Genomic DNA, 12,562 nt, shown 5'->3' on the forward strand with positions numbered 1-12,562 from the left:
ACCACCCGGGGGACAACCCGGACACCGGAATTCAGGATGGTTTCGGGTCTGCTCCAGACCCTGCGCCATGACCTCATCACCGATGCCTTCGCGTTCCGGCCGTTGCCGGCGAAGACGACCGAGGGGTGGTTCGTCCGCCGGCTTCCGGCGTCGATACGCCAGTACAACGGGTGGATCCGCCACATACAGGTGGGTGCGCTGGCACTCTTCGTCCTGTTCTTCACGTTCGTGACCCAGTACACCTATTTCGGTACGACGAGCAGGCTGGGCAGCGGCGTCCTGGCGGCGGTGCCGGTGCTGATGACACTGGTCCGACCGATTGCCGCATGGTGGGCGGCGGTCGCGATGACGCTGTTGCTCGCCGTGGTGGGCGGGTCCTCGATGACCTGGCCCTGGACCCCCGGCAGTTTCCTGGCGTACATCGCGGTCATGGTCCTGGTGACGCTCCGCCGCGGGCCGCGCGTGGCGGCCTGGATGTGGGCGCTCACGGTCGCCCTCAGCATGGCGGTCGAGGTGGTGTTCGCGGGCCGGTACGGCATGAACTCGATGAACATGATCGTCGGATCGGCCTTCGCGCTGCTCGTTGCCAGCAGCATCCAGATACGCCGGCACGCCAAGGCGGAGGTCTCTGCGCAGCAGGAGGTCACGGCGGTGGAGCGGGACCGGCGGACGCTGCTGGAGGAGCGGACGACCATCGCGCGGGAGCTTCATGACGTGGTCGCGCACCACATGTCGGTGGTGGCGATCCAGGCGGAGGCGGCCCCGTACCGGGTGAAGAATCCGCCGCCGGAGCTGGAGGCGGCCTTCGTCACCATCCGGGAGAACGCCGTGGCGGCGCTGACGGAGCTGCGCCGGGTGCTGGGGGTGGTGCGGTCCGCGGACTACGAGGCGCCCGATGCCCCGCAGCCGACACTGGCCATGCTCGACGGACTTCTGGCCAATGTGCGGGACGCGGGGCTCACCGTGGAGAAGACGGTCACCGGTGCGGTGCGGGAGCTGCCTCAGGGGGTGGAGCTGTCGGCGTACCGGATCATCCAGGAGGCCCTGAGCAACACCCTGCGGCACGCTCCGGGGGCGGTGGCCGGGGTCGAGGTGTCGTATGTGTTGGGCGGGCTGGGGATACGGGTCGTCAATGGTCCGGGGACCACGGATGTGCCCCCGTCGCCGGGGGCCGGGCACGGCATCACCGGTATGCGGGAGCGGGTGGCGATGTTGGAGGGGGAGATGACGGCGCAGGAGACGATGGCGGGTGGGTTCGAGGTGGCGGTGTTCATACCGGTGCGCAGCCGGCCCGAGCCGGAAGCGGCGTCGGCATGACGATCAGGGTCTTGATCGTCGACGACCAGATGATGGTCCGTGAGGGGTTCTCCGTCCTGCTGAACGCGATGGAGGGCATCGAGGTGGTCGGGGAGGCCGTGGACGGCCTCCAGGCCATCGCCCAGGTGGAGGCCCTGCGGCCGGACGTGGTGCTGATGGACATCCGGATGCCGGAGATGAACGGATTGGAGGCGACCCGACGGATCGTGGCCGCCGACACGGACGCGAAGGTGCTGGTCCTGACGACCTTCGACCTCGACGAGTACGTGTACCAGGCCCTGCGGGCGGGTGCGTCCGGATTCCTGCTGAAGGATGCCTCGGCTCGTCAACTGGCGGAGGGGGTCAAGGTCGTGGCGGCCGGCGAGGCGTTGCTGGCGCCTTCGGTGACCAAGCGGCTGATCGTGGAGTTCTCGAAACTCGCGGAGTCACCCCGCCTCTCGGATCCGGCGGGGGTCGCGCAGCTGACGGAGCGGGAGACGGAGGTGCTGGTGCTGATCGCGCAGGGACTGACGAATGCCGAGATAGCGGATCGGCTGGTCGTCGCGGAGTCCACGATCAAGACGCATGTGAGTCGGATCCTGGTGAAGCTGGGCCTGCGGGACCGGACGCAGGCGGCGGTGTTCGCGTACGAGACACGACTGGTCAGGCCGGCCTAGGTCCGTTCGTCGGCCGCCGGGATGTCGCAGCCGGTAGCGGGTAGCGGGTAGCGGGTAGCGGGTAGCGGGTAGCGGGTAGCGGGTAGCGGGTAGCGGGGCAGCCTCGGGGGCCTGGGGCGGTCTCGGGGGGCCTTTCGGGGGCGGTCTCAGGGGTTGTTTCGGGGGATTTCCTGGAAGTGATCCAAACCTCCCGTCGGGAGGGGCGGCCCGCCCCTAGGGTGCGGGAATGGGCTTTGATCCGTGGGATGCCGCCTTCGTCGCCGATCCGTACCCCGCCTACCGGGAGTTGCGGGAGCAGGGGCGCGCGGTGTGGTCGGAGGCGACCGGACAGTGGCTGGTGTCGCACTACGCCGATGTGAGCGCGCTGTTGCGGGACAGGCGGTTGGGGCGGACGTATCTGCACCGTTTCTCGCACGAGGAGTTCGGGCGGCAGGCGCCGCCGCCGGAGCACGAGCCGTTCCACGTCCTGAACGGCAACGGGCTGCTGGACCTGGAGGATCCCGCGCACGCGCGGGTGCGCCGGCTGGTGGCGAAGGCGTTCACGCCGCGCACCGTGGAGCGGCTCGCTCCGGCGGTGGAACGACTGGCCGGCGAGTTGGCGGGAGGCCTGCTGGCCGACGGGGGCGGGGACTTGCTGACGTCGGTCGCCGAGCCGCTGCCGGTGGCGGTGATCGCGGAGCTGTTGGGAATCCCGGAAGCGGACAGGAAGCTGCTGCGGCCCTGGTCGTCGGACATCTGCGGAATGTTCGAGTTGCGGCCTGACGAGGCGACGGCCCGACGGGCCGTCACCGCGAGCGTGGAGTTCGGTGATTACCTGCGGGCGCTGATCGGCGAGCGGCGCAAGCGACCCGGTCCGGATTTGATCTCCGGGCTGATCGCCGCTCACGATGAGGGCGGCCGACTCAGCGAACAGGAGATGGTCTCCACCTGCGTACTTCTGCTGAACGCGGGACACGAGGCGACCGTCAACACGACCGTCAACGGGTGGTGGGCGCTGTTCCGTCACCCCGACCGGCTCGCGGACCTTCGGGCGCATCCCGAAAAGTTGTCCACAGCTGTGGATGAACTCATGCGATTCGATACACCCCTACAAATGTTCGAACGCTGGGTGCTCGACGAGATCCGGGTCGGGGACACCGTCATCCCGCGCGGGGCCGAGGTGGCGCTGCTTTTCGGGTCCGCGAACCGGGACCCCGCACGCTTCGAGGAGCCCGACACCCTGGACCTCGCACGGACCGACAATCCCCACCTGACCTTCGGGGCGGGGATCCACTACTGCCTGGGGGCGCCGCTGGCGCGGCTGGAGCTTTCGGCCTCGTTCGGGGCGCTGCTGGCGGAGACGATTCCGCCACTGCGGCTCGTCCGCGAGCCGCAGTGGCGGGAGGGGTACGTCATCAGGGGGCTGCGGGAGTTGGTCGTGGAGTTCTGATCCGAGCTTTCAGCGCCGCGTCGTTCCACCCCCGTGGGGCCGTCACGTCGTCATGTCCCGGCGGCGCAGTGCGGTCAGGCCGGCGGCCGTCAGCGCCGCCGCCAGGGCGGTGAGGCCGAGGAGCGGTGCCCAGGCGATCGGCTCGGGGCCGGGGAGTTTCGGCAGGTGGGCGAAGGGCGAGAGGTTCATCACCGCCTGCGGGAGGTTCAGCGCCGGCCCGACCCAGCCCAGCGTCAGCGTCGTTCCGGCCACCGCCCAGGCGGCGACCGCGTACCGGGGCACGGCGCCGTGCAGCAGGACGGCGAGCGAGCCGATCACCCAGACGGCCGGCAACCGTGCCACGCAGGCGCCCATGGCCCCGACGATGTCCGAGCCGTGCCCGATGCCCAGACCCAGCCCGCCGAGCAGCAGGATCAGGGTCGAGCCGCCGAAGGCGACGGCGAGGTGGCCGGCGGCCCAGCGCAGCCTGCCGACGACGTTCGCCAGCAGTGGTTCGGCCCGTTGCCCCGCCTCCTCGCCGGTCAGCCGCAGCACCGACGAGACGATGTGGAGGGCGGCGACCATGCCGAGCATCCCGGCCATCGTCGCGAGGAACGCGTCGGTGAGCGCGCCCGTACCGCCCATCCGCTCGATGATCTCGCGCGTCTTGGCGTTGTCCCCGACGAGTTCGGCCGCTCCGTCCGCCATCCCCCCGAAGACCACGCCCACCAGCAGGAACCCGACGCTCCATCCGGCCAGGGCGCCGCGTTGGAGCCGCCAGGCCAGCGCCCCGGCGCTGCCGATCCGGCCTTCCGCCGGACCCGGCCGGGCCGGCAGGAAGCTCATGCCGAGGTCCCGGCGGTCGGCGAGCGCGTACGCCACCGCGATCTGTGCGCCCGTGGCCACGACGAACAGGGCGAGGACCCACCAGCGTTCGGCGGCGAAGGCCCGTACCAGTTCCAGCCAGCCCAGCGGTGACGCCCAGGTCAGGGCCGACGAGCCGGCTGCGGTTCCCGCGTCGCCCGCCGCGCGCAGCACGAAGGCGGCGCCGATCAGGGCGCCCGTGAGTCCCTTCGCGAGCCGCGCGCTCTCGGTGAGTTGGGCGGCGACGGCGGCCGACGCCGCGAAGAGCATCCCCGTCGCGCCGAGGGCGAGTCCGAGGGCGAGCGCGCCGCCCGTCCCGCGCCCGGCGAGGCCGACGGTGACGAGCAGGACGACGAGCCCGTTGGCCACGAGGGCGGCGAGCAGGGCCGCCGTGAGCGGGGCCCGGCGCCCGACCATGGCGGCGGACAGGAGTTCCTGACGCCCCGTCTCCTCCTCCTCGCGGGTGTGGCGCACCACGACGACCAGGCTCATGATCCCGGCGAGCAGTCCGGCGAAGACCCCGCCCTTCCAGGCGGTCAGGGCGCCGACCGAGTCTCCGAAGACGGGCCCGTACAGGGCGCGGAGCGAAGCGTTGCCGTTCATGGTGACGAGCAGCTCGGCCCTTTCGGTCGCGGTGGTGTACACCGAGTCGAGCGAGGCGGGCATGCTCAGCACCATCAGCGCGACGACCGCGATCCAGACGGGCATCAACACCCGGTCGCGGCGCAGGGCGAGACGCAGGAGGCCGCCCGTGCCGGCGAATCGGGCCTTCGGCACGACGCGACCACCCGTCACGCGAGTACCCGTCACAGGACCACCCGTCACGCGAGCACCCGTCACGGGCCCGTCACCCACGCGCACGTCGCCCACGCGCCCGTCGCCCCCGCGGCCACCCGTCATCCGGTCGCCCGCCCCACGGCCCGACGCCTGTCCCGTCGTCTGCTTCGTCATGACCGTGCGCCCGCCTTGACGTCGTCGCTGTAGTGACGGAGGAACAGTTCTTCGAGCGTCGGGGGTGTCGCGGTCAGCGACTTCACCCCGGACGCGGTGAGGGAGCGCAGCACGGCGTCCAAGGTGTCCGTGTCCGCCTGCAATCGGACGGCGAGTCCCCGGACCTCCACGTCGTGCACGCCCGGCAGGTCCGCGATGCCGTTCGGCGGCGCGGCCAGTTCGGCGCTGATGGACGTACGCGTGAGGTGCCGGAGTTCGGCCAGGGTGCCGGTCTCGACCGTCCGGCCTCTGCGGATGATGCTGACCCGGTCGCAGAGGGTCTCGACCTCTCCGAGGAGGTGCGAGCTCAGCAGGATGGTGCGCCCGGCGGCGCGCGCCTCGGTGACGCAGCTCCGGAAGACCTCCTCCATGAGGGGGTCGAGGCCGGACGTGGGCTCGTCGAGGACGAACAGTTCGGCGTCGGACGCGAAGGCGGCGACGAGGGCGACCTTCTGTCGGTTGCCCTTGGAGTACGTACGGCCCTTCTTGGTCGGGTCGAGTTCGAAGCGTTCGATCAGTTCGGCGCGACGGGCGCGGTCGAGGCCGCCTCGAAGCCGGCCGTGGAGGTCGATGACCTCGCCGCCGGAGAGGTTGCGCCACAGGGTGACGTCGCCGGGGACGTAGGCGACGCGGCGGTGGAGCGCGACGGCGTCGACCCACGGGTCGCCGCCGAGCAGCGTGGCGGTGCCGGAGTCGGCCCGCAGCATGCCCAGCAGGACCCGGATGGTGGTGGACTTGCCGGCGCCGTTGGGGCCGAGGAAGCCGTGTACCTCGCCGGCGGTGACGTCGAGGTCGAGTCCGTCCAGTGCGTGGGTGCGGCCGAACGCCTTGTGGAGTCCGGCGACGCTGATTGCCTTCGTCATGATTCCGAACGTACGCTACGTTCACAAAATTGTGAAGATAGCGAATCACGTAAAGTCGGAGGGGTGGCGGACATGAGCGTGGAACGGAACGAGGGAGCGGTATCCCGCTTCGTGGAGCGGTTCGCCGCGCAGCTGACCGAGGCGGGCATGCAGCGCATGGCGTCCCGCGTCTTCGCGCAGTTGCTGGCGAGCGACGGCGGGGCGATGACCTCGGCGGAACTGGGAGAGGCCCTCCGGATCAGCCCGGCGGCGGTGTCCGGCGCGGTCTCGTACCTGACCCAGGTCAACATGGTCAGCCGGGAGCGCGAACCGGGCTCCCGGCGCGACCGGTACGTGCTGCACAACGAGCTCTGGTACGAGACCTTCACCCGTCGGGACCAGGCGCTGACCCTGTTCGAGAAGACCCTCCGGGAGGGCGCGGCGGGCCTGGGCGCGGGCTCTCCGGCGGGGGCTCGGGTCGCCGAGACGGCGGCGTTCTTCGAGTTCCTCCAGCACGAGATGCACGGCCTGATGGACCGCTGGCGCGACCACCGCGCGACGCTCGACCTCCCGTAGCGCCCCGAGTCCACTGTCCGCACGACCACGACCACGACCACGGCCACGGCCACGGCCACGGCCACGACCACGACCACGACCACGACCACCCAGGGTGACACTGTGTCACCGGCGGCGGACGCTGCGGTGGCGGGGCGTCGGGAGGCTGCCTAGCGTGGGCGCCACCCGCACCCGCCGGCGCCTCGTGGGTCGGCAGCGGATCCCGGGGACGCACAGCGAGCCCCCGCCCCGGGGTCGCCGAGAACCGAGAGGAACCCATGGCTGACAAGCCCGCCATCGTCCTGGTCCACGGCTTCTGGGGCGGCGCCGCCCACTGGGCCAAGGTCATCACCGAACTCGACCGCCGCGGCTTCGGCTCCGTGTACGCCGTGGAGAATCCCCTGACCTCGCTCGCCGATGACGCGGAGCGCACCCGCAGGATGATCCGGCAGATCTCCGGGCCGGTGGTGCTGGTGGGCCACTCGTACGGGGGCGCGGTGATCACCGAGGCCGGCGACCTGCCGAACGTGGCCGGACTGGTCTACGTCGCCGCGTTCGCCCCGGACTCCGGGGAGAGCCCCGGATCGCTCAGCCAGGAGAACCCGCCCGAGGCGTTCGCGAACATCACCCCGGACTCGGACGGCTACCTGTGGATCAAGCGGGACAAGTTCCGCGAGAGCTTCGCGCAGGACCTGTCGACGGAGGAGGCCCTGGTCATGGCGGTCACGCAGAAGGCACCGATCGCGTCGACCTTCGGGGACGTCGTCTCGTCGCCCGCCTGGCGGGTGAAGCCGTCCTGGTACCAGGTGTCCACGGCCGACCGCATGATCCACCCGGACAACGAGCGCCGGATGGCCGCCCGCCTGAACCCCCGCAAGACCATCGAGCTGGACGCAAGCCACGCCTCGTTGGCCTCGCAGCCGGGCCCCGTGACGGACCTGATCGAGACGGCGGCCCAGGAGGTCGGCTGACCCGGCCCCTCCGAGAGGCCGCCCCGCGAAGGCCGCCCGCGCGAAGACCGCCCCCGCGAAGGCCGGCTTCGCGAAGACCGCCCCCGCGAAGCTCCCCGAAGCAGGCCCGCTGCGCCACGGCCCCCTCGGCGGAGTCCTCCGCGGACCCCTCCGCCGAGGACTCCGCCGAGGGACCCTCCGCAGCAGGTCCGGAGGGGCCCCGGGGGCGGTGCGGACGCCCCCCCTCATCTGGGGAGGGTCAGCGCCCACGCTGCGGGACGGAGCGTCCACGTCCGTCGCCGTACGGGGCCGGTGACGCCCGCGTGGTCGGCCCGGTAGCGGAAGTCCGCCCCGGAGACCGTGACCGCCGTGGCCCGCTGTGTCCGGGTCGGGCTGCCGGTCAGCCGCACCACGACCTCCGCGGGTCCGCCCGGCTCCCGCGTGATCACCGAGACCTCCTCCACGGGGTGGTCCACGTCGGCCAGCACCACTCCGTCCACCTCCACGCGCAGCCGGTGCACCTGCCCCGGCGGGGTCTGCGAGGGCGGCAGCAGGAGGCGCAGCAGTGACCGGTACTTCCGTACGGCCGGCGCCGCGGCGCGCGGCGGCGGCGTGATCCGCAGGCCTGCGAGCACCACCCCGTCGCTGTCGTCCACGAGCAGGTCCCGTTTGCGCACGATGCCGTCGAGGGCCGCGCGTGCGGCCATCACCGCCGACAGCGGGACGCCCAGGGAGCGGGCGAGTCCGAGGGAGCCGACCGGTCCGACCGGAATCAGTGACAGGGGCTCGCCGACGAGGTCACGCGAACGGTGCAGCAGGGTCACCGCGCGTACCAGTGCCCGGTCGTCGCCGACGATCACGGGGCGCCGATGACCCCGGCGGGCCAGCGCCCGCGCGAACTCCTCCGGAGAGTCGGGGAGAGAAACTTTCGCGTGTGCCGCGGCACACAACACATCCTTCGCGATCCGCACAGACTCGCCGTCGAGACGGCGGGCGACCGGGTCGACGAGCACCAGCAGGCCGCCTACCGGCGCGCCCGCATGGCTCATGGTGGGCTCTGGAGCCGACACCTCGGTCCTTCCTCGGGTAGCATCTTTGTGCAAGAGGCCCTTGCGCTATTGCGCCAGGGCCTTCGTCTATTCCGGGGTACCGGTCCGACGGCTCAGCCTGCGGTGTACATCGTCGTACGCCCCCTGACCTTGGACATGCCCCATCCGGAAGAGGTGTACGCCTGTGCCCGCTCTTGTGCTGCTCGGAGCTCAGTGGGGTGACGAGGGCAAGGGAAAGGCCACCGACCTGCTCGGTGGATCCGTTGACTATGTAGTGCGCTATCAGGGTGGCAACAACGCCGGCCACACGGTCGTCGTCGGCGACCAGAAGTATGCACTGCACCTTCTCCCTTCCGGAATCCTCTCCCCCGGATGCACCCCGGTCATCGGCAACGGTGTCGTGGTCGACCCCGCCGTGCTCCTCTCCGAGCTGCGTGGGCTCAACGAGCGAGGCATCGACACCTCGAAGCTGCTCCTGAGCGGCAACGCCCACCTGATCACGCCGTACAACGTGACCCTCGACAAGGTCGGCGAGCGTTTCCTGGGCAAGCGGAAGATCGGTACGACCGGCCGCGGCATCGGACCGACCTACGCGGACAAGATCAACCGCGTCGGCATCCGCGTCCAAGACCTGTACGACGAGTCCATCCTGACGCAGAAGGTCGAAGCGGCGCTGGAGGGCAAGAACCAGCTCCTCGCGAAGCTGTACAACCGCCGCGCGATCGACCCGGCGCAGATCGTCGAGGAGATGCTCCAGTACGCGGAGCAGATCAAGCCGTACGTCGCCGACACCACCCTCATCATCAACAAGGCGCTCGACGAGGAGAAGGTCGTGCTCTTCGAGGGCGGCCAGGGCACGCTGCTCGACGTCGACCACGGCACGTATCCCTTCGTCACCTCCTCGAACCCGACGGCCGGTGGCGCCTGCACCGGTGCGGGTGTCGGCCCGACGAAGATCAGCCGTGTCATCGGCATCCTCAAGGCGTACACGACCCGTGTCGGCGCCGGCCCGTTCCCGACGGAGCTGTTCGACGAGGACGGCGAGGCCCTGCGCCGCATCGGTGGCGAGCGCGGTGTGACCACCGGCCGTGACCGCCGCTGTGGTTGGTTCGACGCCCCGATCGCCCGCTACGCGACCCGCGTGAACGGCCTGACGGACTTCTTCCTCACCAAGCTGGACGTGCTCACCGGCTGGGAGCAGATCCCGGTCTGCGTCGCGTACGAGATCGACGGCAAGCGCGTCGAGGAGCTGCCGTACTCGCAGACGGACTTCCACCACGCGAAGCCGATCTACGAGAACCTCCCCGGCTGGTCCGAGGACATCACCAAGGCCCAGACGTTCTCCGACCTTCCGAAGAACGCCCAGGCGTACGTGAAGGCCCTGGAGGAGATGTCGGGCGCCCCGATCTCGGCGATCGGCGTCGGCCCCGGCCGCACCGAGACGATCCAGATCAACTCGTTCCTGTAGGAACGCGCGCGTCGGCAGGTCCGACCGGAGGGCGGGACGCGTGACGCGTCCCGCCCTCCGGCGTACCGGCGACCGCAGGCATGCGTACGGAGTCCTCACGGCAGGTCGTCACGGCCCGACGGGGACGGGGTGGGCGGCACCTCGGCGGCGGGTGCCGTCGGCGGCCCGGAGGGCTTCGGAGGCGGCGCGGGACGGGACGTGGCGGTCCGCGGGCACCGCTCCGCAGCGGGTGCGGGTGCCGGGGGAAGAGGCGGGGGCGGGGGCGCGCTGCCGAAGCCGCGGTTCTGCTCGACCAACAGTCCCCACCCGGCCATCCGTTCCGCCTCCGTCCCCGTCCCGCCCCGTGTCATCGGGGCCGACCGCCGTCGATCCGAGCCCCCCTGACATCACGTCGCTCGCGCGCGATTCGTTCAAGACCGGGCGGAACCTTGTTCAAGACCGGGCGGAACCTCGCGGCCCACTCCCGGCATGACCTTCCCCCCGGCCCTCGGCCGCCTCGCTCCCAGCCGTCTCCACGATGCCGTGGTCTCGCTGACCCGCGAGCGCGTCCGGCGCGCTCTCGTCGTCCGGTGCGCGGAGCCCCGCGCCGGTGAGGTGATCGTCGACGCGGGCCGCGGCACCGGCTCGACGACGCTGCCGCTCCGGTGCTGCGGGTGCCAGTGAGGCGGGCCGGTCGGCCAGGGCAGCCCACAGCTGCGGCTCCTCGAAGCCGAGCGCCCACAGGCCGACGCCGCGCACCCCGTGGCGCGCCAGGACGGCCAGGTGGCGGGCCGCGCCCTTCGCGTCCTGGTACCAGACCTGGTGCTCTTCGCCCTCGTCGTCCGTGTACGTGAAGTGCGGGGTGCCGGAGACCGGGTCGAGTGCGTAGTCGGCGCCGACGTCGCGCCGCAGGGCCTCGGCCTCCAGGGACGTGACGTGGCGGGCGCGGGCCGCGGAGCCCACCGTCCAGTCCCATCCGTAGGCGGGCAGCGCCACTTCCAGTCTGTCGCGGGGCACGTGTGCCGTGGCGTGGGTCAGGAACTCCTCGTACCAGGCCGTCGAGGACAGCGGGCCCGGCGCCTCCAGGGCGTTGTGGAGGTTGTAGCCCATGATGCGCAGCCGGTCGGTGACGGCGCCGAGGTGCGCGTGGTCGAAGGCCAGGCCGGTGTCCTGGGTGCGGGGCATGACGGTGACCACGCAGCTCTTGGCCAGGGCGTGCAGGCGGGCGCAGAGTTCGGTGGTCAGCGCGTTGTAGCCGGTACGGACCCGTTCGCGCAGGGCGGGGTCGGTCGTCTCGGTCATCACCTCGTAGTCCAGGTCGAGGCCGTCGTACGAGCGACCGGTGGCGACGGCCACGAGGTCGTCCACGTGCGCGGTCCGGCGGGCGGGGTCGTTCATCAGGTCCGCCATGGCGGGGGCGCGCAGGCTCTCGGTGACCGTCGGGACCACCTTGAGTCCCTTGGCGTGCAGGCCGTCGATGATGCGGCGGTCGCCGGCTCCGGTCTCGCCCTTGACCACGGCTCCGGACGGGGACGTGGTGGAGGTCGTGGCCGACGTCGCGTACCAGAACGGGCTGACCGTGTGGAGCCGGTCGGCGTGGGCCAGGGCGTCCCGGTAGCCGGCCTCGATGTTCCACCAGGGGAGCCACGCGGAGACGGTGCGTTCGGATTCCAGGTGGGGCAGCGGTGGGGTCGCCGCGGCCGTCGGGGTGAGGGTGACGGCCGCGAGGGCGGCGGTCAGTGCGGTGGCGAGGATGATCTTCATGCCCCGACCCTGGCGCGCGGCGGCCCCGGACCGGGCGACGGCACGTCGGGCAGAGGAGTGGTGGCGGCCGACCGCTGCGGGCGGTCGGCCCGCGTCACTGGCCCACGCGTCCGTCGACGCACTCGCGCAGCAGGTCGGCGTGCCCGCAGTGCCGGGCGTACTCCTCGATCCGGTGCACCATCAACTCCCGCACCACGATGCCCTCCCTGCCCACGCGCGCGCCCAGGTCCGGATGCGCGGCCAGAGCGGCGTCGGTCTCGGCCTGCTCCCGCTCCAGGTCGGCGAACGCCGCGTCGACCACGGCCCGGTCCGCTACGGCTCCGTCGAAGTCCGCGTCCTTCTCGCCGTAGAGCTTCGGCACCGGGTCGCCGTCCGTGATCCAGCCGCGCCAGTCCCGTTCGACTTCCACGAGGTGGCGGACCAGGCCGAGCAGCGACATCGTCGACGGCGGGACCGAGCGCCGGGCCAGTTGCCCCGGGTCCAGGCCCTCGCACTTCATCCGCAGGGTGATGCGGTAGTTCGTCAGGAAGTCGAGCAGCGTCCCGAGTTCGCCGGCCGGGCTGTCCTCGTTGTTGCGGAGGTCGTCGTCCGGATCGGCCCACATGTCGGGGTGCACGGTCGCCTGGGTCCATCGTTCGGGCTGATCACTCATGCCGCACATGGTGGTCGGTGGCGGTCCGGGTCCGCCACCGGGTTCTCACGGTGGCGGAGGGGAGGGGC

General features: G+C 71.4%; 11 protein-coding genes. 6 read left to right on the forward strand and 5 right to left on the reverse strand.

Going from position 1 to position 12,562, the window contains the following annotated elements; translation table 11 throughout:
- The first annotated feature begins 36 nt into the window (after positions 1 to 36).
- The 3 genes from ACQEVM_RS00400 (at position 37) to ACQEVM_RS00410 (ending at position 3,402) form a co-directional block, all read left to right on the forward strand.
- Positions 37 to 1,317 (forward strand): sensor histidine kinase, encoded by a 1,281-nt coding sequence (locus ACQEVM_RS00400; RefSeq protein ID WP_433073221.1) that lies wholly within the window; start codon positions 37 to 39, stop codon positions 1,315 to 1,317.
- On the forward strand, positions 1,314 to 1,973 hold the full coding sequence (locus tag ACQEVM_RS00405; RefSeq protein ID WP_433073224.1) for a response regulator: 660 nt from the start codon (positions 1,314 to 1,316) through the stop codon (positions 1,971 to 1,973). The genes ACQEVM_RS00400 and ACQEVM_RS00405 overlap by 4 nt, the downstream gene beginning before the upstream one ends.
- Positions 1,974 to 2,199: 226 nt before the next feature.
- Entirely contained in the window at positions 2,200 to 3,402 is a 1,203-nt protein-coding gene (locus ACQEVM_RS00410; RefSeq protein ID WP_433073227.1) for a cytochrome P450, read from the forward strand.
- A gap of 42 nt (positions 3,403 to 3,444) precedes the next feature.
- Here ACQEVM_RS00410 and ACQEVM_RS00415 read toward each other — a convergent pair whose 3' ends face one another.
- Together ACQEVM_RS00415 and ACQEVM_RS00420 are read right to left on the reverse strand one after the other, a co-directional pair.
- On the reverse strand, positions 3,445 to 5,070 hold the full coding sequence (locus ACQEVM_RS00415; protein WP_433073230.1) for an ABC transporter permease: 1,626 nt from the start codon (positions 5,068 to 5,070) through the stop codon (positions 3,445 to 3,447).
- Between the two features lie 122 nt (positions 5,071 to 5,192).
- Positions 5,193 to 6,098 (reverse strand): ABC transporter ATP-binding protein, encoded by a 906-nt coding sequence (locus tag ACQEVM_RS00420; protein WP_433073233.1) that lies wholly within the window; start codon positions 6,096 to 6,098, stop codon positions 5,193 to 5,195.
- Positions 6,099 to 6,170: 72 nt separating this feature from the next.
- Between ACQEVM_RS00420 and ACQEVM_RS00425 the strand changes: the two genes are divergently transcribed.
- Together ACQEVM_RS00425 and ACQEVM_RS00430 are read left to right on the forward strand one after the other, a co-directional pair.
- Positions 6,171 to 6,653: a GbsR/MarR family transcriptional regulator gene (locus ACQEVM_RS00425; RefSeq protein WP_433073236.1), complete on the forward strand. Its 483-nt coding sequence runs from the start codon at positions 6,171 to 6,173 to the stop codon at positions 6,651 to 6,653.
- Between the two features lie 257 nt (positions 6,654 to 6,910).
- On the forward strand, positions 6,911 to 7,603 hold the full coding sequence (locus ACQEVM_RS00430; RefSeq protein WP_433073239.1) for an alpha/beta hydrolase: 693 nt from the start codon (positions 6,911 to 6,913) through the stop codon (positions 7,601 to 7,603).
- Between the two features lie 224 nt (positions 7,604 to 7,827).
- On the opposite strand, the gene ACQEVM_RS00435 is transcribed toward ACQEVM_RS00430, so the two are convergent.
- Positions 7,828 to 8,631: a diacylglycerol kinase gene (locus ACQEVM_RS00435; RefSeq protein WP_433079738.1), complete on the reverse strand. Its 804-nt coding sequence runs from the start codon at positions 8,629 to 8,631 to the stop codon at positions 7,828 to 7,830.
- 184 nt (positions 8,632 to 8,815) lie between these two features.
- On the opposite strand from ACQEVM_RS00435, the gene ACQEVM_RS00440 reads away from it, so the two are divergent.
- Entirely contained in the window at positions 8,816 to 10,099 is a 1,284-nt protein-coding gene (locus tag ACQEVM_RS00440) for an adenylosuccinate synthase (protein ID WP_433073242.1), read from the forward strand.
- 432 nt (positions 10,100 to 10,531) lie between these two features.
- Here ACQEVM_RS00440 and ACQEVM_RS00445 read toward each other — a convergent pair whose 3' ends face one another.
- Entirely contained in the window at positions 10,532 to 11,842 is a 1,311-nt protein-coding gene (locus ACQEVM_RS00445; RefSeq protein WP_433073245.1) for a glycosyl hydrolase family 18 protein, read from the reverse strand.
- Positions 11,843 to 11,936: 94 nt separating this feature from the next.
- Positions 11,937 to 12,503: a DinB family protein gene (locus tag ACQEVM_RS00450; RefSeq protein ID WP_433073248.1), complete on the reverse strand. Its 567-nt coding sequence runs from the start codon at positions 12,501 to 12,503 to the stop codon at positions 11,937 to 11,939.
- Positions 12,504 to 12,562: the final 59 nt, after the last annotated feature.

This window comes from Streptomyces sp. CA-243310 (assembly GCF_050936775.1).
GTDB lineage: Bacteria > Actinomycetota > Actinomycetes > Streptomycetales > Streptomycetaceae > Streptomyces.

Excerpts from the sequence above, each read along its gene's own strand:
- ACQEVM_RS00420 (WP_433073233.1), bottom strand. The coding sequence starts at position 6,098 with ATGACGAAGGCAATCAGCGTCGCCGGACTCCACAAGGCGTTCGGCCGC.
- ACQEVM_RS00400 (WP_433073221.1), top strand. The coding sequence starts at position 37 with ATGGTTTCGGGTCTGCTCCAGACCCTGCGCCATGACCTCATCACCGAT.
- ACQEVM_RS00445 (WP_433073245.1), bottom strand. The coding sequence starts at position 11,842 with ATGAAGATCATCCTCGCCACCGCACTGACCGCCGCCCTCGCGGCCGTC.
- ACQEVM_RS00435 (WP_433079738.1), bottom strand. The coding sequence starts at position 8,631 with ATGAGCCATGCGGGCGCGCCGGTAGGCGGCCTGCTGGTGCTCGTCGAC.
- ACQEVM_RS00450 (WP_433073248.1), bottom strand. The coding sequence starts at position 12,503 with ATGTGCGGCATGAGTGATCAGCCCGAACGATGGACCCAGGCGACCGTG.
- ACQEVM_RS00430 (WP_433073239.1), top strand. The coding sequence starts at position 6,911 with ATGGCTGACAAGCCCGCCATCGTCCTGGTCCACGGCTTCTGGGGCGGC.
- ACQEVM_RS00405 (WP_433073224.1), top strand. The coding sequence starts at position 1,314 with ATGACGATCAGGGTCTTGATCGTCGACGACCAGATGATGGTCCGTGAG.
- ACQEVM_RS00410 (WP_433073227.1), top strand. The coding sequence starts at position 2,200 with ATGGGCTTTGATCCGTGGGATGCCGCCTTCGTCGCCGATCCGTACCCC.
- ACQEVM_RS00425 (WP_433073236.1), top strand. The coding sequence starts at position 6,171 with ATGAGCGTGGAACGGAACGAGGGAGCGGTATCCCGCTTCGTGGAGCGG.